An 18,944-nucleotide genomic window follows, 5' to 3' on the forward strand; every position below is an offset into this window, starting at 1 on the left:
CGGCCTCCATGGGCAGTCCTCGTCCGCTACTCCGTCCAGGCGGTGCGCGGACTCCTGCTCGCTCTCCTCCAGCGCACCGTGGCTCGGCTCGCATGCGTCCTGACATGGAGTCGTTGGCGACGCCACCACCGAGCCGTTGCCATGCAGTGCCACTCCCGCGCCCGAGGGGCTCAGCTCAAACTGCGACTGTAGGCTCAGGGCGGAGGGGTCAGCGTCTGTCCCGCGTTGTCAGGGAGGGCTCCTGGTTCGACCCGGACGACCTGGCCGACTCGGACGCGCTTGCGCAGCACCTCCGGAATCAGCAGGCGCGCCTCCAGCTTTTGCTGGCGCGAGTTCGCGTCGATTTCGGGCGAGAGGCGATCCACAACGCCGACAAGTGGCGTGTCGGTTCCGTCGATCCAGACCCGGACCTTCCCCCCTTCTTGGAGGACGTCAGCGATTCCCGATGGCGCGAAGAATCGCAAGCGAAGCTCGTCACTGACGAGCCGCAGGATGGGCGTTGCCCGGGACACAAGCATCCCTGGCTGGAGGTACTGGTCCGAGACACTCCCCGAAAAGGGGGCACGAATCGACGCATCCTCAAGGCCTTGCTGGGCAAGTGCGAGCTGTGCGCGCGCCTCCGCGACACGAGACCTGGCCAGCTCCAGGTCCGCGAGTGCCAGCTCGACCTGGGTCTCCGCTGTCTCCATCGCCTCGGCGGCACTGAAGGCACGGATTCGTGATTCGCGCTCCAGCTTCTGGCGCGCCTGGGTCAATAGGACCGCGTACCGGGACTGCTCTGCGGTCGCCGCGTTGAGGGTGGCCTGTCGTATCGCGACTTCGAGCTGGCGCGTCTTCGTGTCCAGTACGGCCACGACCTGGCCGGCTTCGACCCGTTCCCCCAGTTGCTGTTTGAGTTGCAATAGCCTCCCATCTTTATCCACGACCACATCCAATGTTTGTCGAGCGAAGATGACCCCGACCAGGGATTCGGACTTGCGCGTCGACGTCGGGGGATTGGCCGACGCGGAAAAGGATGCAAGAAGCACGAGCAGCGAGGGCAGACGGCAGAAGGGACGTGCTGGGGGCATCGTGCAGGAACCTCGAGGAACACATCATCCTGTACCTGGGGAGCGGAGAGGCGCATGCCAGCCATCTTGTGCCCGCCCCGTTCAATCGGGCCTGCCAAGTATTAGAATTCACTAGGGGGCAGGTCCCTGTCAATTGACGGCGAGGTACGGACCGGGGCTGGTTTCGTCCCTAACTTGAAGTGATTTCCGCTCCTGTGTGTCTGGGATGAGGCGGGTCACCGGACGGCGGGGCAGAGGAGGGGGACGACAGTCATGGCTCCACGTCGACAGGCCGACATCCTCGTGGTCGGTGGAATCAACACGGACTTTCTCGTCCAGGGGCCTCGGCTCCCGCGCGTCGGAGAGAACGTGGAGGGGCATCTCTTCCTGGAGAGCCTGGGCGGAAAGGGCGCCAACGCCGCCGTGGCCGCGTCCCGACTGGGGGCTCGCTCCACGCTGTTGGGCCGCGTGGGCATGGATGCCCGGGGGCTCGCGCTGCTGGAGCAGTTGGGTGGGGAAGGGGTGGAGACCGGCGCCGTGGCCAGGGACCCGGGCTTCTCCACGGGCGTCGTCATGGAGATGGTGGATGAGGGCGGACGGAGGCAGAGCCTCTCCGCCGAGGGCGCCAACCGGCGTCTCACCGTCGCCGATGTGATGGCCGCCGAGGACCGCATCTCCAGCGCGGATGTGCTGCTGGCTCAACTGGAGGTTCCGCTGGACGCGGTCATCGCGGCGGTCCACGTCGCTCGCGCCGCCGGCACGCATGTCGTCCTGGACCCCGCGCCGCCCAGCACCCTGCCGGAGGAGCTGCTGGAGGCGGTTCACGTCATCCGCCTCAACGACGCGGAGGCGGAGGTGCTGACGGGGGTCGAAGTCGTGGACCGCGACTCCGCGCGCAGGGCAGCGGAGAACCTGTTGCGCCGAGGCGTGGGCACGGCCGTGGTGGCGGCGCCCCAGGGGACGCTGCTCCTGGGGACCCGGAGCGAGCTGTGGCTGCCGAACCTGCCCGTGGACTGGGTGGACACCACGGGCGCGGGGGATGCGTTCTCCGCGGCCCTCTGTGTCGCCCTCGGCGAACGGCGCTCGCTCACCGACGCGGCGCGCTTCGCTCACGCGACGGCGGCCCTGGCCACCATGCGGCTGGGGGCCATGTCTGGGTTCCCCAACCGCGATCAGGTGGTGTCGTTCATGGCGCGCATCGACTCCCTGGCGCTGTCTCCGGAGCCCGTCTCCTGGTGAGGAGGGGGCTCCGCCAGCGCCAGCGCGCCTCTCGTTGCCTACGCCCTGCTACTGGCCCGCGATCTCATACGGCCTGAGAGACACCACCGCGTTGCCGCGTGCTCCACCATGGTTGGTGTAGAAGTGGTTCTTCTCCAGGGTGTAGTACGAATCAACGTAGTCATCGTCGTTGCTGAACCATTCACCGGGCATGCGATTCACCAGTTCGCTGCCCAGGGCCACCAGGGCGGCGATTTCCGGATGGCCCACGGCCGTCAGGATTTGGCTCGCGATGGTGAACAGATAGCTCACCAGCTCTTGATAGTTGGTGTTGTCGTCGTGCTCCATGAGGATCACGTTCGCCGCCGCCCAGCGGTAGCGGTCCCAGAAGATCAGGACCTGGTTTGGCGAATAGGTCCTCCCGTCTGTCTCCAGATAGGGCATGTCGACGATATCCAATTGCGGCTCGTCGCGGCTGGGGTCGACACCGTTGACGATGGCATAGACCTCCGCGTCGCCGGAGATCCACGGCTCCTCGTCGTCGTTCAGGTAGATGCGGTCGAGCATCGTCACCGGCGTGCTGGTCGCCGACGCGCTGGCGGTCTGGAGTGACGGCATGGGACGCTGGCCGAGGGCCACGAGGCGCTCGCGCATCAACTTGACTCCGGCGGCCAGGTCCTTGCGCGAGTCGATGTCCACCACCAGCACCGGCCGGTCGGGCATGCGGTGCACGTCAAGGCGATGCACGGCGCCACGGCGGTCGAAGGCCTCGATGTATTGCCACTGGGCGTCATTCCCATCCGGCTCGTACGCATAGAGGGGTTCAACGCCTTGCTTCAGCGCCGCCAGCATGGACGCACTGGCGAGACGAAGTTGGAGCAGGCTGTCCAGCTCGCGCTCCAGGCCCTTGCGCTGGCGAATGGTCAGGTCCGCTCGCCCCACCACCGCCGAGACAGAGGTCGGAGCAGACACCGTGCTCAGCCACTGCTTCAAATCCACCGCGAGGTTCTCATCACTCAGGCGAGAGGCGAGGTCCCGTCGCAGCACCGCGTCCTGTTTCGCCAGAGTCAGCGCCAGCTCGCGTTTGTCGGCGGCCAACGACACGCTGATGCGTTCGCGCAACGCCGCGGAATTCAAGGCAGCGGCTTGAGCCTGGTTGGCTTCGCTGAGGCAAAGGAGCAGCGCGACGACCATCCCTATCCGTTTCATTGGATTTTTCCGGTGGTGAGGGGGGTGATGGGCCAGCAGCCGTATGCGCACGGCGAGTCTGTCCCAGACACAATTGAGCACGGCCCGCACTCCGAAGTCGAACGTCCTCCTCACCTGCATGCCCAAAAGGGAGGGGTGTGTGTTCTGGAGTTGCCCCCGTCCAAATCGGACACGGTCAGCGGAATGACTCTGTGCGTCGACTCGCCGGTGCTGTCTCCGGAGTCTGTCTCCTGGTGAGGCGTGGATGCTCCTCGATGGACGGGAGCCAGCAGGGCGTCAGCGGAATGCGCTGGCGTGGTCCGCGAGGAAGGCGTCGAGCGTCCTCGGCTCGGCGCCTGTCAGGTCCTTGACCCCCGAGGAGAGCTGCGATGCCGCGCCTTGTGCGAAGGATTCGAACATTCCTCGGAAGGAGCCCAGCAGGGCTTCTGGGAGCCCCTGCTTGCGCATGTTCTCGATGACTTCCTCCACTGGCCGGTTGACGTAGGCCACGGGCCGGCCGAGTCGCGCGGAGAGTTTCGCGGCGACTTCGTCGAACGTGAGCGCCTCCGGCCCCGTGAGGACGTGCACTCCGCTTCGTGGGGATGCGTGCGTGAGCTGCGCGACGGCGCCGCGCGCGATGTCGCCACTGTCGATGAAGCCGACACGCCCCGTGCCGAAGGCGCCGAAGAAGCGCCCTCCGCTTCGGATGCTCTCCGCGTTCCGGAGAAGGTTCTGCATGAAGTAGGTGGGCCGCAGCACCGTCCAGCCCAGCCCGCTGGACTGGAGAGAGTCGTCGGCTTGTCCATGCCAGTGGCCGAAGAGGTGGTCCGTCGTCGCGCTCGCCCCTCGCGTCGAGATGCGCACGACATGTAAGACTCCCGCCTCCTTCGCCGCGTCAATCACCGCGCGGTGCTGTCGCACCAGCCCTTCGTGCGGCGTGCCATTCAGCAGGACGCGGTCCACTCCCTGGAGCGCGGCCTTGAGCGACTGGGGAGCGTCGAAGTCGCCCACCACGAACTCAACTCCCAACGACTCGCCCTTGCTCCTGTCCCGCACGAACGCCCGAAACGAGGCGTCGCGCGCACGCAATTGCTGAACGACCTGGCTGCCAATGGAGCCCGTGGCCCCCGTGACGAGGATTTTCATGCGGTCCTTCCGGCTGGAGTGCGCATGATATCTAGTGACAGAAATATTTCTGTAAATGTAAGTTTGTTCCACGTTCGTTGCAGGGGATGGAGGCTGGCGGTAGGGTCCCCCGAGGATGTCGAGCGAGCTGGGGTTGCGAGAGCGCAAGAAGCTGGAGACGCGGCGGCTGCTCGCGGAGGTGGCCACGCGGCTGTTCGCGGAGCAGGGCTTCGACGCGGTGACAGTGGCGGACATCGCCGCGGCGGCCAACGTGTCGGACAAGACGGTCTTCAACTATTTCCCGACGAAGGAGGACCTGGTCCTCAACGGCCGGGAGGAGCAGGAGTCGGAGTTGCTCCGTGCGGTGCGGGAGCGCTCCGCGGCGGAGCCGGTGCTCGCGGTGGTTCGTCGCCACACGCTGGCCATCGCCGAGCGTCTGAACGCGCTTCCCGCCGAGCGGCGCGCCGCGTTCCGCAAGGTCATCCAGAGCACCCCGAGCGTGCATACCCGCATCCGCCAGATGTCGCTCCAATCCGAGGAGCAGCTCGCGCAGATTCTCGCGGAGCAGACGGGCGCCTCGGCCGGAGACCCGACTCCGCGCGTCGTGGCGAGCATCATCGGCGTGCTGACTCGACTCGCCTACGGAGTCGGCGGAGGCCCGGCCGGCAAGCGCAGGAGCCACGCCGAGACGGTCGAGAGCATCGTCAATGCGTTCGAGCTGTGCGAGCAGGGGCTGGCCGCGTATGGCGTCCGCACGCGGCCCTGAGTCCGGGTCGGATCAGCAGTGCTCGGCGGTGTCGCGCAGGCGCTCGGCTTCGAGCGAGTCGTAGACCTCGCGAATCCAGCGTTCGGCCATGGTGCGGGAGGTGTCGGAGACAGTCCGCGCCTTGTCCTGGGTGTCATCCTCGAACTGCACCACGGGGTTCTTCGCATCGCGCGCGGCGGCGGCTGCCAGCAATTCCCGCTCGGAGGCCGTCGGCTCCAGCTTGAAGAGGTCCACGAGCTGGGACACGGCGCTGTCCTGGAGCTGGCGGTAGTTCAGCAGCCGTGCGGGACCCTGGCGTTCTCGGTATGCCCGCAGCCCCGCTTCGCACAGTCGTGCGAGCATCCGGGCACCATACTCCTCCAGCGACAGCTCCGAGAGCGGCCTCGTGTCCAGGCCGACGCGCGCTGACTCCAGCACTCCGGGCAGCATGTGCGCGCCCCGGTGCTTCTGATGCGAGGCCATGACCTCCACCGGGTCTCGATACAGGAACAGCCACGGCACTCCGGGAAACGCCTGCTGGAGCAGCGGCAGCTCCAGTACGTGCCATGCATCCAGCTTGAGGAAGACGCCCTCTTCCTCGGGGTTCCGCCGTTGCCCGAGCGCCGAGACGACCGCGCGCAGCCACTCGATTCGCTGCGCGTCGGTGACGTGTCGAAGCCGCAGGTGCATGCGCAGGACGACATCCACGGGGCTCGCTTCAGACAGAACGATGTGGCGAGGCAGTGCGGCGAGGAGCTGCGCGAGCAACGTCGACCCACAGCGAGACATGTGGAACACGAGGCCCCTGACGGGCAACCCTGGCCGCACGGCCTGACGCGCCACCAGCGTCTCCATCGACGTCTGGTGTCGGAAGAGCAGGGCGAACGGGTTGCGGAGCCTGCGCTCCAGCGTCTCGTCGAAGAACGGGTCCGTGAAGCGCTTGTCGCCCAGGTGGCACCAGTCGACGCGAGGCACCTCCCCATCGACGTGGATGCGCGCGGGAATCCAGCCCTCCAGTCGCGCATCATCCGGCGCGAGGCTCATACCCAATCTCCGAGCCAGCTCCGACGCGCGTCCCGGATGAGGTCCTTCAACTCCTCCGCACTGAAGTGACAGCCATGCTCCGCGCCCAGGCGGGTCGCCAGCGCGAGGAAGGCCGACACCTCCATCGGGGCTCGCAGCGCCTCCTGGAGCGTCAGGTCCTCCAGGACGCGTTGGCGGAAGCGCTCGAAGTCCTCACGCGACACGGGCGCCGCCAGGAGCCATGGCCCGCTCGAAGACCTCACGGAGCCAGTCATCCACCACGCAGTCGAGCACCAGGTGCACGCGGTCCGTGTCCCCGAAGTTGTCCACGCGGTGGGGGAGGTTGAAGTTCAGGTACCAGCACTCGCCGGGCTGGAGGTCCACACGCTGGCCCGCGAGGACGAAGGCCACGTCGGGATGCGTGACGATGGGGATGTGGAGGCGCACCTCGCCATCCTCGAAGCCCAGGTTGTAGTCCGTGTGCTCGCGGATGTGCGCCCGCGCCGCGAGCTTCAACAGTCGCGCCGAGCCGATGGGACATTGGAACGCCGCGAGCGCCTCGCGAAACGCGGGGCAGCGCCCGAGCAGCGGTGTGTCCTCGTAGCTCTGCCGTGCCGTGGGGTCGGGGTAGAGCCGTCCCTCCATGCCACCCACGGAGCGCAACGGCACGCCGCTCCAGTCGCCCTCGTAATAGCGGGTGTTGAAGTGCGGCACCCACGTCTCCGCGGGCAGTCGCGCCAGTTCGTCCCGCAGTCGCGCCGCATCGAAGGAGAGAGGCAGTCGGAGCCGATCGGGCACGGGTGAAGGGGCCATGTGGTGGAGTTCTACACCGTTCCCCTGTCCCACGGCTCAGGCCGGGGTGCCCGCCCTGGCTCGATGTTCGGCCTTCGCTCGCGCCAGGGCCGCGTGGGCTCGGGCCAGCGTCTCGCGAGGGTCCTCTTCACCCGCGACGGCCACCACTGCGCTGTGGAACTCGAAGGACCCGAGCTCCTCATGGAGCCGGGCGCGCACGGCCTCCGTGGCCTCGGCATCCTGGCCCGGCAGCGCCACGAGTAGCGAGCCTCCCTCCCAGCGCACCGCGAAGCCGGTCGGCGCGCCCACGTCCTCCAGGCGCCGCGCCACGTCGCGCAGCGCGCTGTCTCCCACGTCGAATCCCTGCCGCAGGTTGAGCCGGCCCAGTCCCACCAAATCCACCAGGAGGATACCGCATGGCACGCCGTCTCGACGGCAGCGACCAATCTCCCGCAGCAGGCGCTCCTCGCCGACACGCCGCGTGGCCAACCCCGTGAGCGCATCCACGCGCAGCATTCGCTCACGGTCATCCCGGGGCGAGGTGCTCCCCAGCTCGGAGAGCGTGAGGAGCTGCGCGGTTCCGCCTGGAATGGGGAAGGGCCGGGCCACCCAGCGAATCCTTCGCGGACGTGGGTGTTCCAGCGAGAGCGTCAGGTGCAGTCCCCGGGAGGACTCCGACGCGAGGTCGAGCAGCAGTGAGCGGCCGGAGGGGTCCGCCGTCAGTCCCGCCACGTGCTGACGGAAGGCATCGAACGTCAGCTTTGGAATGGCCTCCTGCGGCAGGCCCAGCATTTCCGACAGCGCGGCGTTGCCCGCGAAGGGTTGCCGCCCGGGCGCCACCAGCAGTGTCGCCACGTCGAGCGCTTGGATGGCGTCGCGGATGTGCGCCAGCGCGGCGACCTCCGAGCGCGAAGGCTCCTGTCGCGAGCGCCCCAAGTCCCGGGCCTCCATCCGCGCACGGGACTTCAGCTCCAGGTCTCCCGCCACGCGTCGGGCCAGCTCACGCAGCGCGGCCAGGTCCTCCGTGCCGAGCACGAGGGGCCGCGTGTCGATGACGCACAACGTGCCCAGGACCTCTCCACTCGGCGTCACCAGCGGCGCGCCCGCGTAGCTGCCGACGATGCCGTCGCGCACCAGCGGGTTGTCTCGAAACACCGGATGGCGCGTGGCGTCCGGGACGACCAGCGACTCGCGGCCCATCACCACGTGATGACAGAAGGCCCAATCCCGGGGCGTGCCCCTGTCTCGCGCGAGCGCATGCGGCAGCCCCACGTGCGCCTTGAACCACTGCCGGTCTCCCAGCACCAGCGTCAGCAGCGCCACGGGCACGGCGAAGGCCTGCGCCACCTCGGTGACCAGCTCCTGGAGCTCCGTCTCGGGCGGGCCCTCGTCCACCAGTCGCATCGCTTCGATGCGCTCCAGTCGCTGGCGCTCGTCGTCCGTCGAACTCTCCGTGGGTGTGGAGGGCAGGGGGCGCTGGCCCGCGAGGACGCGACGCACGGTGTCCCGCACCGTCTCCACGGGTGCACGGCGGCTCAAGAGCGAGTGGATGCCCAGCGCGTCCTTGAGCTGCCACGCCCGCACGCGCAGCTCGTCGAACGCCGTCACCACCACCACCTGCGTGGCTTCCGCATCCTGGCGCTCGCGCAGCCAGGTCAACAGCGAGAAGCCATCCACGCGCGGCAGCGCCAGGTCCGTGAGGAGCAGGGCGGGGGCGCTGCGCTGTCGCACCACCTCCTGTGCCTCCGCGCCATCCCGAGCGAGGACACCCTCCAATCCCTCTCCGGCGACGAGGGCAAGCAGGCCAGCGGCTCGGTGCGGGTCAGGCTCGGCGATGAGGGCGTAGCGGGCCATGTTTCACGGATGCTGCCACGGATGGCGGCTCACCGGTTACAGGGCTCGCACCCGTCAGGTTGCCCGGGTGTCATCAGTTGAGGATGACCTACCGGGACTCTCCTGGAGGAACGGGGGCTGCCTGGGGGTAGCGGACGAAGAGGCGACGCAGCGCGCCTCGCTGACGGCCCAGCTCCTCCGTGCGTGCCGCCGAGTCCACCAGCAGCATCAGCCCCAGCCCCACGCATGCCGGAATCAACGGAAGTACCCAGCCGAAGTCCGCCGCGAGCCAGCCCACCAGCCCGACGTGCAGCACGCCGAACCCGAGCGCCGTCAGCGCCACGGCGCGCAGCGTGCGCGCGCGTCGACACCGCCAGCCGAAGAGCAACACCACCACCGCCGTCTCCAACAGGCCCGCCAGCGCCACGAGCCCCGACGAGCGCATCAGCCGCTCCGCGCGCAGGTTGTCCAATGCGAACGCGTGAATCTCCACGCCCGGCACCGCCACCTGTCCGGGGAGCGTGCTCTGGCCATGGAGCCCCGTCGCGGTGACTCCCACGAAGAGCGTCTTGCCTCGCAGCGCCAGGTCCAGTCCCACCGAGCGCGGATCCGCCTGGAGCACATCCGCCAGGCTCACCCGGGGCAGCCAGTCCGGCGCGGGCAGGCGCATCAGCGGCGCGCCGTCGTCGACGGTCGCCCGACGCAGCAGGGACTCGAACTGTTCCGGCATCAGCCGCAGCGCGGTGGCGAGCGCCAGGGAGGGCCAGACGTGCCCGTCCACGCCGACGACGTAGGGATAGCGACGGATGACGCCATCCGAGTCCACCAACATGTTCAATGTGCCGCTGCCCTGCGCCGCCATCCGCAGCGGAGCGATGCTGCCAGCGACCTCCAGGGCCTGCAGTCGCAGCGAGTCCACGGGCAGCGGCAACGGCGAGCCGAGCGCCCCGTCCACGAGCGGCGGCATCATCGATACGTCCTCGGTGAGCGCGGCGGCGCCCAGGATGACGGTACCGTTCTCCGCGAGCGACTCCGCCAGCCGGGCATCCCCGTCCTGTGCATGCAGCCGTGCTTCCAGGTCCGCCACCAGCGCCGCGCCCGCGGGCTGGTCCGCGAGGCCCGAGTCGCGCAGCGCCCCCAGCACGTCCTCGCCCAACTCCAGCGCATCACGTGAGCCGGGCTGGTCGAACACCACGTCCACCGCCACCGCCGCGGGACGCTGGGCCGCCATCGCGCGAAAGGCCCGGGCCCACGTCGCGCGTGACAGCGGCCACCGCTCGCCCAGCGCGGACAGCGCCCGGTCATCCACCTCCACCAACACCAGGTCCGCGCTGCGCGGGACTCCCGGCAGGAGCCGACTCACGGCCTGGTCATACAGCGCGCGCTCGAACAGCCCTGGCGCGCCCCCCGTCACCGCCGTCACGCCCGCCAGCGCGAGCCCCACCACTCCCGCCAGTCCTCGCCACATCGCGGGGGAAGGGCGAGGGAGGCGGACACCACGCGCGGGTGACTCGGGGCTCGGAGGCATCAGTGGGCTCAGGGGCGGAGGTCGAACGCGAAGATCTTCGAGGGGAAGCCGATGAAACCATCAGCATCCACCGGAAGCACGCGCCAGAACCACTTGCCCGTGAGGTCCGTCGGCACGGTGAACGCCTGTCCTTGCGCGTCGTACGTGCGCACGCTCGCGGCGAAGTCCGCGGTCCGGCCCAGCTCCACGCGGTACGTCTTCGCGCCCGCCACCGTGAACCACTCCAGCTTCGGCGGCGTGGTGAAGCTGCCTCCCCGCGGCCCGTTCAGCAGCGGCGCGGTGAGCAACGGCCGGGGTGCCTCCGGCGCGGCACCGGGCAGCACGCGGGAGCCGTGGCCTCCAGCCACCTCGACCTCGCCCAGGTCCGCGCCCAGCGCGACCTTGCCCTCGAGCGTCTCCAGGCGGCTGCCGCCGTCCTCTTGCGCCGACACGCGGAACTGCGTTCCCCGCACGCCTGCCACCGCGCCTCGCGTGCGCACCTCGAACACGGAGCCCTCGCCGCCCGGCGCGGCCACCGTCTCCACCGTGCCGCGCATCAGCTCCAGCCGCACCACGCGCTTCGAGTTCGCGCCCAGCTCGATGGCACCCAGGCGCAGCAGGCTGTCCGCCGTCACCCGCACCCGGCTGGTGTCCGCCAGCTCCAGCTCCGCGCTCGCGTCCTTGCTCGTCTGGAACAGCTCGCCCGTGTAGAGCGAGTCCCCTACGCCTCGGGGCCGCAGGCTGTCGGAGCCGGGGCCCGCGGAGACGTCTCCACTGGCCGCGCGCACCTGGGCCACGCGGGGCTGCGCGGGACGCTCGACGTAGGCGAGCTGGAGCTGGCCCGGCTCCCCCGGTACCGCCGGAGGTGCCACCGCGGACACGCGCGTGCGCGCCACGCCCGCGGACACCAGCACGTCCGCCGCGGCCTTCGCCACCGCGAGGCCCTGTCCATCCAATCGCTCCGCGTCCGGCAGCCGCGCGGCCACCGTCACCGAGCGGATGGCGGGTCGCGACGCGAGGGCCTCCGCCACGTGCTTCAAGCACGCCTCCGTCGCGGGACCCTTCGGCTCCAGCTTGCGTCCCAGCTCCACGCGGCCGTTGACGAAGCGCAGGCCGCCGCACGCGTCACCCTGTGCCGCGTCCTGGGCCCAGGCTTGGGAGCCCGACAGGGCGAACACCATCAGCCAGGGAAGGGTCCGAGTCATGGCGTGGCCTCTTGCGCCGAGGGCTCGGCGGTCTTCACGATGTTGAACTCGACGCGGCGGTTGTTCTCCCGGCCCCTCGTCGTCGCATTGCTTTCCACCGGCTTCGCCTCGCCGTAACCCACCGCCTCCAGGCGCTCCGGCGCGGTGCCGGCCTTCACCAGGAACTCGCGCACGTTGTTCGCGCGGCGCTGCGACAGGTCCAGGTTGCTCGTGTCCGAGCCCTGGTCATCGGTGTGTCCCTCCACGCGCACCCGCTCCAGTTGCGGGTTCGCCTTGAGGACCGCGGACACCTGCGCGAGCAGGCTGTAGGACTTGGGCAGGATGACGTCCTTGCCGGTGGCGAAGTAGACCTTCTCGAGGATGACGATGCGCGAGCCTTCCAGCCGCACGCTGGACTTGCCCTTGTCGGGGCACCCGTCCTCGTCCTTCACGCCGTTGATGGTCTCCGCTTCCAGCGGGCAGGCATCCACCGCGTCCGCCACGCCGTCGCGGTCATTGTCCAGGTCCGGGCAGCCGTCCGTGTCCTCGAAGCCGTCCATGTCCTCGGGCTCGGTGGGGCAGCGGTCCTCGGTGTCGATGAGCCCGTCGCCGTCGGTGTCCACCGCCGGAGGCGCCAGCGTCAGCGGGGTGCTCTGCGTCGGCGTGGAGCCGGTACCCGTGGGCGCGGTGTGCTCGTCCAGCGCGTCCGGGCAGCCATCCTCGTCCTGGTAGCCGTTGAACGTCTCCGGCTCGCCGGGGCACACGTCGGGGCCATCCAGGATGCCGTCGTTGTCGTCATCCGGGTCCAGGCAGTTGTCGTCGTCCTGGAAGCCATCGAAGTCCTCGGGCCCCAGCGCGCAATGGGACGGGGACGTGGCCGCGGGCGCCGAGGCAGTCCAGGCGAGTCCTCCGAGCAGGCGGAAGCCCGGCGTCCCGTAGCCTCGCGTGAGGCCCGGTCCCGCGCCCACGTGCGCCGACAGCTCCTTCGTGACGCGGTACTTCACCGCGCCGAGCGCCTCCAGTGGACGCTCCTCGGAGTTGGACTCCTTGAGCCCCAGCGCGCCCGCCAGCGTCGCGGCGACGGACAGCTTCTGCGTGAGTGGCACCTCCGCGCCCACGCCGTAGGTGAATTCATTGCCCACGCGCAGGTTGCGCAGCTGCTGCTCGCCGCGCAGATTCACGCCGACATTCGCCAGCAGGCGCAGCGAGCCTCCCACCCACTCGGCCGCGAGCCTCGGCTGGAAGGTGAGCCCCTTGGCGCCCAGGTAGTCCGCCGCGCCCGCCGTGGGCAGTGTCACCGGGGCGACGAGGGCCAGGTGCAGGCCGCCCTCCGTCGACAACAGCCTCAGCTTCGGCACCAGCCGCAGGTCACCCACGCCCGTGCCAGCGGCGCCGTTCGCCAGCGTGGGGGAGATGGCCGTCGCGGGCTGCGACGTCGTCGTGGTGAGGGGCAGCGACACACCCAGCTCCACCCTGTCAAACAGGGCCACCGCTCCCATCAGGTCCACGGAGAGCTGACTGTCGACGATGCGATACACGAACTCGTCGCGACGCGGATCCAACAGGTTGAGGGGATCCTCCGCGTAGTTGACCGACAGCCCCAGGTTCCAATCCAGGTGCTTGCCCACGCGCGCGCCATGCAGGCCGAGCACGTCGTAGGCGCCCGGCCCGGGCTTGTACTGCTGCACGTCGATGGCCTGGGAGGCCTGGACCTGCGCTCGGGCCGTGCCCGTCGTCAGGAGGAGGGCACCGAGCAGCGCCAGCGTCAGGGAACTTCCGACGTCAGCCGCGCGCCGCGCCAGGGTCCTCGTGCTCCGCCCGCGAGAGGCGGGAGGGAGGGGGTGAAAATGCACTCGCATGGCCCGACGGTGCCAGAAGGGCCTGGGCCACATCAACGTGCCGCCAACAATTGCGAGACGTGGCGAGCCAGCGAGGGCAGGGGCTGCGGCTTGGGGAGCACCAGGTCCACCCCGAACTCCCGGGCCCGCGCCGTCAACTCCGGCGAGGCGAACGCCGTGAGCAGCACCACCCGCGTGTCCGGCGTGAAGCGGCGCACGAAATCCGCCAACACCAGACCTTCCTCGGATTGCGTGCCGCTCAACCGCAAGTCGCTGATGACCAGGTCGTAGCGGCCCGTCGTCATCAGCCCCAGCGCCTCATCCAGCGCCTGCGCCGAGTCCACGCGATACCCCGCGCTCGCGAAGAACTGACCCAGCACCCAGCACAGCGCGGATTCGTCGTCGACGATGAGGAGGTTCTGGGACACGCGCGGGCCGTGAGCAAGTCAGGGGCCAGGGGTCCATTTCACCCGGCCTCGCCGAGTTTTCCGGCACTTGCGGGCCCACCTCCCTCCAACGGAGGCGGGGTTTTCCAGATCACGGATCCGACTTCTGGAATCCAGATCTGTTGATTCCCAAACGTTTCAGCCGCTCATAGAGGGAGGAGCGGGGGATTCCGAGGCGGAGGGCGGCGCGCTCGACGTGGCCATTCTCGCGGCGCAGCACGCGTTCGATGTGGCGGCGCTCCAGCTCCTCCAGCGTCAGGTCGTCCTCGACGCGGGCCTCGTCGGTGGAGGCCTCGAAGCGCAGGTCTCCCCGGGACAGGGGGCCGCCGCCGGACAGCAGCACGGCGCGCTCCAGCACGTTGCGCAGCTCGCGGATGTTGCCGGGCCAGGGGTATCGCGTGAGCGCGGCCTCCGCGTCAGGCTGGAGTCCCACGCCGCCCCGTCCGCGCGCGCCGGCCATCTCCGCGAGGAAGTGGCGCGCCAGCACGAGGATGTCCTCGGTGCGCTCGCGCAGGGCGGGCACATGGAGGATGAGCGTGCTGATGCGGAAGTAGAGGTCGCTGCGGAAGCGCTTCTCGCGAGTGGCGACGTTCAGGTCCTGGTGCGTGGCGGCGATGAGGCGCACGTCGACGCGCCTGTCGCGCACGTCACCGAGCCTTCGGAAGCGCTTCTCCTCCAGCACCTTGAGGAGCTTGGGCTGGACGGCCAGGTCCATGTCGCCAATCTCGTCGAGGAACAGCGTGCCCCGGTCCGCCACTTCCAACAGGCCCTGCTTCGCGGCCACCGCGCCGGTGAAGGCGCCCTTTTCGTGGCCGAACAGCTCCGAGTCCAGCAGGTCCTTGGACAGCGCCGCGCAGTTGAGGTCAACGAAGGGCGCGTCCGCGCGCGGGCCGCCCTCGTGCAACCAGCGCGCGAGCACGCTCTTGCCGCTGCCCGTCTCACCGGTGACGAGCACGGGGCTGTCGCTGTGCTGCATGCGCTCGGCCTCGGCGCGCAGGCCCTGGATTGCGGCGCTGGTGCCCAGGAAGGGGTCCACCGTGGCGCGGGCGGTGCGGGACAGGTCGGCGCGCAGGCGCTGGCGCTCGCGGCGCTGCGCCACCAGTCGCTCCAGCACGACCTTGAGGACGGCCAGCTCCACGGGCTTGGTGAGGAACTGCTCGGCGCCTTCCTTGACGGCCTGGACGGCCAGCTCGATGGAGCCGTGGCCGGTGAGGACGACGAGCGGCACGGCCGCGTCGATCTCCTTGAGGCGGGGCAGCAGCTCCAGCGCGGTGCCGTCCGTGAGTCGGTAGTCCACCACCGCGACGTCGGGGCGGTGCGTGCGGAAGACCTCCTGGGCCTCGGCGAGGCTCTGGGCTTCGTCCACGTCGAAGCCGTGGGCGGTGAGGTAGCCCCTCATGCCCAGCCGGACGCCGGGCTCGTCGTCCACGAGGAGGATGCGGGTTCGAGTCATGAGGCGAGAGAGTCCAGGTGCATGCTGACGGAAGGCGAGGACACCGCTGGTAGCAGCAGAGTGACTTCAGCGCCACCCTCCGGATGGTTGCGCAGGCGAATGACGCCCTGATGTTCCTCCAGGATGCGCTGGACGATGGACAACCCCAGTCCCGTGCCGCCCCGGCGCTTGCTGAAGAATGGCTCGAAGACGTGGGGCAGGTCCTCCTCGCGAAAGCCCGGCCCGCCGTCCCTCACGGTGCAGCGCACCCAGGCGCGGCCCTCCTCCTCCAACTGCGCGGTGGCCACCTTCACCGTGGTGCCCGCGGGCGAGTGCTGCACGGCGTTCTCCACCACGTTGCGGAAGACATGGAACAGCCGCCGCGAGTCCATGCGCACCGGCGGCAGGGTCTCCTCGAGCGTCCGTGTCACCGTCACGCGGGACTGCTCTCCGGTGAGCGCGCACGCGGCCAGCGCCTCCTCGACGACGGGCCGCACGGGACCCTCCACCCATTCGCCCCGGGTGGGGCGGCCATACTCGAACAGCTCCTGGGTGAGGTGGTTGAGGCGGCGCACCTCTCCGCGCAGCACGTCCAGGTAAGGGGCCATCTCCGTGCGGGCTCCGACGGTGGCCTCCACGGCGTCCACCACGGCGGAGATGGAGAAGAGCGGGTTTCTGACTTCGTGGGCCACGCCCGCGACGATGGCGCCCATCGCGGCCATCGTCTCGCTGCGGCGCAGGCTGGCCTGCAGCTCCAGCAGGCGCGTCACCTCGGTGGCGACGACGATGATGCGAGAGTCCTCTCCGCCCACTTCGTCCACCCACGCGGCGGACAGCTCCCACGTGCGACGCGAGCGCGCGTCCTTCACCTCGCGCGTGAGGCTGCCATGCGTGCGGCGGAGCTCCTCCACCAGCGGCAGCGTGCTGGACCACGGTGGCTCGCTGGCGACGGTGGACAGGGGCTGACCGGACGGGTCCAACCCGCCGAAGAGGATGCACGCGGCGGCGTTGAGGCGCTGGATGGTGCCGTCCGCGCCGAGGACGATGAGCGGCGAGGTGACGGCGTCGAACGTGCGGCGCCACTCCTGGGCGGAGCGACGGAAGCTCTCGTGGAGGCGCTGGCGCAGTTCGTCCGCGAGGTAGCGGTCGGTGATGTCGGTGACGACGCAGCCCACGTGCAGCTCGCCCTGGCTGTCCTTCGCGGAGGCCGCCGCGCGGCTGCGGACCCAGCGCACGCGGCCGTCGGCGCAGATGAGGCGGTGCTCCAGCTCCACCTCGGAGCCGGGCGCGAGCGACTCGATTCGGGCGCGGTAGCGAGCGCGGTCCTCGGGGTGGATCATCTCCGCCCACAGAGGCGGCGGGCCTCCGCCAGGGCCGGGCTCGGCGAAGGCCGAGGCGGGGTAGCCGGTGGTGCGCTCGATGACGGGCGTGCAATAGAACTCGCGCAGCGCGCCGTCGCGCAGCTTGCCGCCCCACAGGTAGTCAGGCAGCGAGCGCGTGAGGACGTCGAGGAGGCCCTCGTGTTCCTGGAGGCTCTGCTCGGCGCGCATGCGCTCGGTCAGCTCCGAGAGCGCGGCGATGACGCCGAGCACCTCGCCGCCAGCGCCTCGCACGCGCGAGTAGCTGCCGAACCAGAAGCGGGGCTCGCCCGGCGCGGCGGGAGTCTCCACCTCCAGGCAGGTGTCCTGGACGGGCGCGTCCGTCTCCAGCGCGCGTTGGAGCCGCGGCGCGAGCATCCGCCCCAGCGCCGGCATCACCTCCGTCACGTGACGGCCCAGGTGTCCGCCCGCGGGCAGGCCGTTCATCGCGGCGAGGGCCGCGTTGACGTGGATGTAGCGCAGGTTGCGGTCGAAGAAGGCGAAGCCCACGGGCGTGACGTCCATGATGGCGTCGCGCAGGGCGCTGGAGTCACCGGCGCTGCGCAGGGCGGCGTCGCGCTCGCGGCGGGTGCGTTCCCGGGCGTGCGCGAGCAGCAGCGCGGGCGTGCCGGCGCAAGCCATGACAAGCGCCGCGGTGGAGAGGACGCGGGGAAGGGGACTCGCCGCATCCGCGCTGGCCCACGCCCATTCTATGAGGGCGGCGAGCGCGGTGGCCATGAGGACGGCCAGCAGCATCTGACGACGGGTGGGGAACTCGTGCATGGGGGTGTGAGGAGCGCGAGCCTAACCGGAATCGCGCTCGGCACCGCGCCGCCAGGCCTGGGGACGGGTGCCTCCGTCGTTCGGTGAGCAAGGGGGCGGGTCCTCCGCGCCCGCCAGGCTCACGCGGGACCCGGCTGCTCCTGGTGCATCCCCGACTCGCGCGCCGCGCGCTCCAGCAGGGCCCGCACCTCTTCGTCGGAGGTCTGCTCGAACTGTCGATACCAGAGGCCCACCGCGAAGAACGGCTCCGGGGTCCGCGCGCACACCGTCTCGTCCGCCAGCGCTTCAATCGACTCGCACGTCTCCAGCGGTGCCACGGGCACGGCGACGATGATGCGAGTGGGACCCAGCTGACGGAGCGCTGTCACCGCGGCGCGCATGGAGGAGCCGGTGGCGAGTCCATCGTCCACGAGGATGACGTTGCGTCCGCGCACGTCCAGCGCGGGCCTGCCCTGACGGTAGTGGGCCTCGCGACGCCGCAGCTCCAGGCTCTCTCGCTCGGCGACCTCGTCGATCTGCTCAGGGAGGATGCCCGCCTCGTCAATCACCTCGGGGTTGAGCACGCGCACGCCGCCGGTGGCGATGGCGCCCATCGCGAGCTCCTCGTGACCGGGAGTCCCCAGCTTGCGGACGATGAACACATCCAGGGGCGCGCCCAGCATCCGTGCCACCTCGTAGCCCACGGGGACGCCGCCGCGTGGCAGGGCCAACACCCGCGTGTTCGGGCGATGGCCATGATGCGCGAGACGCTCCGCGAGGACTCGGCCCGCGGTGAAGCGGTCCTGGAACAGAGGGCCTTGCATGTGAAGCTCCTTGTCGGCTGCCTCCTGGCACATCTCTCCCGGCAAAGCTGGCCACGAAGCGCGCGGGAGAATCGGTCCGCCCCGCTCACCGCTCGTCGGACGAGCAGGGCAAGGGCCTCCCGAGGTCCGCCCGTCGGGAGCGCCTTCGCGAGGGGCTCCCGGCGGGACGGCCGCCTGGCGGTCAGGGGGCCTTGGTGCCGGAGTCGCTCGCGATGATGGTGGGCATGCCCCCCGGCTGCCCTGGAGGCGGTGGGTCGTGGATGCCCGGAGGGGTGATGTCCGGCGGGAGCGGCGGCTCGATTTCCGGTGGATTGCGCTGAGGAGGCTCCTCCTCGGGCGGTTGCCGGCCTGGCGGCTCCCGCTGGGGCGTCCTCGGGTCGGGCTCCTTTACCGGGTTGTTGGGTGTCGGCTCGCGCGTGGGCGGCAGTGGCGTGGGCAATCCGGGAATCGGCGGTTGCTGCGTCGGCATGCGTGGGGTGCTCCTGAAGAGGTCGTCTATCCGCCCGCTCAACCTGTGCACGCCCGGGCAGGCGGGCACCGCCCCGGACAGGTCTCAAGCAGGGCCTTGGGCCCTCATGGGCTCAGGGGTGGCGAGCGTCCCCTCGGGGCCTGGAGCCTCC

General features: G+C 70.0%; 17 protein-coding genes. 2 read left to right on the plus strand and 15 right to left on the minus strand.

Features of this window, described 5'->3' with window-relative positions:
• Positions 1–194: 194 nt before the first annotated feature.
• Positions 195–1,070 carry an efflux RND transporter periplasmic adaptor subunit gene (locus G4D83_RS10170; protein ID WP_163864501.1) on the minus strand — a complete coding sequence of 292 codons (876 nt, stop codon included), beginning with the start codon at positions 1,068–1,070 and terminating at the stop codon, positions 195–197.
• A 252-nt stretch (positions 1,071–1,322) separates the two neighbouring features.
• On the opposite strand from G4D83_RS10170, the gene G4D83_RS10175 reads away from it, so the two are divergent.
• Positions 1,323–2,288, plus strand: coding sequence for a ribokinase (locus tag G4D83_RS10175; protein WP_163864502.1), 966 nt, complete (start codon positions 1,323–1,325; stop codon positions 2,286–2,288).
• Positions 2,289–2,336: 48 nt separating this feature from the next.
• Here G4D83_RS10175 and G4D83_RS10180 read toward each other — a convergent pair whose 3' ends face one another.
• Both G4D83_RS10180 and G4D83_RS10185 read right to left on the minus strand, forming a co-directional pair.
• The gene (locus G4D83_RS10180; RefSeq protein ID WP_240356246.1) at positions 2,337–3,461 is read right to left on the minus strand and encodes a DUF3103 domain-containing protein; all 1,125 of its coding nucleotides are present in this window, start codon (positions 3,459–3,461) and stop codon (positions 2,337–2,339) included.
• Positions 3,462–3,752: 291 nt separating this feature from the next.
• The gene (locus tag G4D83_RS10185; protein ID WP_163864504.1) at positions 3,753–4,601 is read right to left on the minus strand and encodes an SDR family oxidoreductase; all 849 of its coding nucleotides are present in this window, start codon (positions 4,599–4,601) and stop codon (positions 3,753–3,755) included.
• Positions 4,602–4,716: 115 nt separating this feature from the next.
• On the opposite strand from G4D83_RS10185, the gene G4D83_RS10190 reads away from it, so the two are divergent.
• A complete protein-coding gene (locus G4D83_RS10190) occupies positions 4,717–5,346 on the plus strand; it encodes a TetR family transcriptional regulator (protein WP_163864505.1) in 630 nt (209 codons plus the stop codon).
• 12 nt (positions 5,347–5,358) lie between these two features.
• Here G4D83_RS10190 and G4D83_RS10195 read toward each other — a convergent pair whose 3' ends face one another.
• From G4D83_RS10195 to G4D83_RS10250, 12 genes are all read right to left on the minus strand, one after another.
• The gene (locus G4D83_RS10195; RefSeq protein WP_163864506.1) at positions 5,359–6,369 is read right to left on the minus strand and encodes a sulfotransferase family protein; all 1,011 of its coding nucleotides are present in this window, start codon (positions 6,367–6,369) and stop codon (positions 5,359–5,361) included.
• The gene (locus G4D83_RS10200; protein WP_163864507.1) at positions 6,366–6,572 is read right to left on the minus strand and encodes a Nif11-like leader peptide family natural product precursor; all 207 of its coding nucleotides are present in this window, start codon (positions 6,570–6,572) and stop codon (positions 6,366–6,368) included. Before G4D83_RS10200 ends, G4D83_RS10195 begins: the two co-directional genes overlap by 4 nt.
• A complete protein-coding gene (locus tag G4D83_RS10205; RefSeq protein ID WP_163864508.1) occupies positions 6,562–7,161 on the minus strand; it encodes an aspartyl/asparaginyl beta-hydroxylase domain-containing protein in 600 nt (199 codons plus the stop codon). Before G4D83_RS10205 ends, G4D83_RS10200 begins: the two co-directional genes overlap by 11 nt.
• A 36-nt stretch (positions 7,162–7,197) precedes the next feature.
• Positions 7,198–8,994, minus strand: a complete 1,797-nt coding sequence (locus G4D83_RS10210; RefSeq protein ID WP_163864509.1) for a GGDEF domain-containing response regulator — start codon at positions 8,992–8,994, stop codon at positions 7,198–7,200.
• A gap of 88 nt (positions 8,995–9,082) precedes the next feature.
• Positions 9,083–10,501, minus strand: a complete 1,419-nt coding sequence (locus G4D83_RS10215; RefSeq protein WP_163864510.1) for a CHASE2 domain-containing protein — start codon at positions 10,499–10,501, stop codon at positions 9,083–9,085.
• A gap of 8 nt (positions 10,502–10,509) precedes the next feature.
• Positions 10,510–11,685, minus strand: coding sequence for a FecR family protein (locus G4D83_RS10220; protein ID WP_163864511.1), 1,176 nt, complete (start codon positions 11,683–11,685; stop codon positions 10,510–10,512).
• On the minus strand, positions 11,682–13,556 hold the full coding sequence (locus tag G4D83_RS10225; RefSeq protein ID WP_163864512.1) for an OmpA family protein: 1,875 nt from the start codon (positions 13,554–13,556) through the stop codon (positions 11,682–11,684). Before G4D83_RS10225 ends, G4D83_RS10220 begins: the two co-directional genes overlap by 4 nt.
• Positions 13,556–13,930, minus strand: a complete 375-nt coding sequence (locus G4D83_RS10230) for a response regulator (protein ID WP_163864513.1) — start codon at positions 13,928–13,930, stop codon at positions 13,556–13,558. Before G4D83_RS10230 ends, G4D83_RS10225 begins: the two co-directional genes overlap by 1 nt.
• Positions 13,931–14,039: 109 nt before the next feature.
• Positions 14,040–15,401: a sigma-54-dependent transcriptional regulator gene (locus tag G4D83_RS10235; protein WP_163864514.1), complete on the minus strand. Its 1,362-nt coding sequence runs from the start codon at positions 15,399–15,401 to the stop codon at positions 14,040–14,042.
• Positions 15,398–17,521: a PAS domain-containing sensor histidine kinase gene (locus G4D83_RS10240; RefSeq protein WP_163864515.1), complete on the minus strand. Its 2,124-nt coding sequence runs from the start codon at positions 17,519–17,521 to the stop codon at positions 15,398–15,400. Before G4D83_RS10240 ends, G4D83_RS10235 begins: the two co-directional genes overlap by 4 nt.
• A gap of 119 nt (positions 17,522–17,640) precedes the next feature.
• Positions 17,641–18,324, minus strand: coding sequence for a phosphoribosyltransferase (locus G4D83_RS10245; RefSeq protein WP_163864516.1), 684 nt, complete (start codon positions 18,322–18,324; stop codon positions 17,641–17,643).
• A gap of 181 nt (positions 18,325–18,505) precedes the next feature.
• A complete protein-coding gene (locus tag G4D83_RS10250; RefSeq protein WP_240356248.1) occupies positions 18,506–18,793 on the minus strand; it encodes a hypothetical protein in 288 nt (95 codons plus the stop codon).
• Between the last annotated feature and the right edge of the window lie 151 nt (positions 18,794–18,944).

The sequence above is a fragment of the Myxococcus eversor genome (assembly GCF_010894455.1).
Taxonomy (GTDB): domain Bacteria; phylum Myxococcota; class Myxococcia; order Myxococcales; family Myxococcaceae; genus Myxococcus; species Myxococcus eversor.

What these genes read in the sequence shown, in the direction of transcription:
- G4D83_RS10170 (WP_163864501.1), bottom strand. Translation starts at nt 1,070, where the DNA reads ATGCCCCCAGCACGTCCCTTCTGCCGTCTGCCCTCGCTGCTCGTGCTT.
- G4D83_RS10175 (WP_163864502.1), top strand. Translation starts at nt 1,323, where the DNA reads ATGGCTCCACGTCGACAGGCCGACATCCTCGTGGTCGGTGGAATCAAC.
- G4D83_RS10180 (WP_240356246.1), bottom strand. Translation starts at nt 3,461, where the DNA reads ATGGTCGTCGCGCTGCTCCTTTGCCTCAGCGAAGCCAACCAGGCTCAA.
- G4D83_RS10185 (WP_163864504.1), bottom strand. Translation starts at nt 4,601, where the DNA reads ATGAAAATCCTCGTCACGGGGGCCACGGGCTCCATTGGCAGCCAGGTC.
- G4D83_RS10190 (WP_163864505.1), top strand. Translation starts at nt 4,717, where the DNA reads ATGTCGAGCGAGCTGGGGTTGCGAGAGCGCAAGAAGCTGGAGACGCGG.
- G4D83_RS10195 (WP_163864506.1), bottom strand. Translation starts at nt 6,369, where the DNA reads ATGAGCCTCGCGCCGGATGATGCGCGACTGGAGGGCTGGATTCCCGCG.
- G4D83_RS10205 (WP_163864508.1), bottom strand. Translation starts at nt 7,161, where the DNA reads ATGGCCCCTTCACCCGTGCCCGATCGGCTCCGACTGCCTCTCTCCTTC.
- G4D83_RS10210 (WP_163864509.1), bottom strand. Translation starts at nt 8,994, where the DNA reads ATGGCCCGCTACGCCCTCATCGCCGAGCCTGACCCGCACCGAGCCGCT.
- G4D83_RS10215 (WP_163864510.1), bottom strand. Translation starts at nt 10,501, where the DNA reads ATGCCTCCGAGCCCCGAGTCACCCGCGCGTGGTGTCCGCCTCCCTCGC.
- G4D83_RS10220 (WP_163864511.1), bottom strand. Translation starts at nt 11,685, where the DNA reads ATGACTCGGACCCTTCCCTGGCTGATGGTGTTCGCCCTGTCGGGCTCC.
- G4D83_RS10225 (WP_163864512.1), bottom strand. Translation starts at nt 13,556, where the DNA reads ATGTGGCCCAGGCCCTTCTGGCACCGTCGGGCCATGCGAGTGCATTTT.
- G4D83_RS10235 (WP_163864514.1), bottom strand. Translation starts at nt 15,401, where the DNA reads ATGACTCGAACCCGCATCCTCCTCGTGGACGACGAGCCCGGCGTCCGG.
- G4D83_RS10240 (WP_163864515.1), bottom strand. Translation starts at nt 17,521, where the DNA reads ATGCACGAGTTCCCCACCCGTCGTCAGATGCTGCTGGCCGTCCTCATG.
- G4D83_RS10245 (WP_163864516.1), bottom strand. Translation starts at nt 18,324, where the DNA reads ATGCAAGGCCCTCTGTTCCAGGACCGCTTCACCGCGGGCCGAGTCCTC.
- G4D83_RS10250 (WP_240356248.1), bottom strand. Translation starts at nt 18,793, where the DNA reads ATGCCGACGCAGCAACCGCCGATTCCCGGATTGCCCACGCCACTGCCG.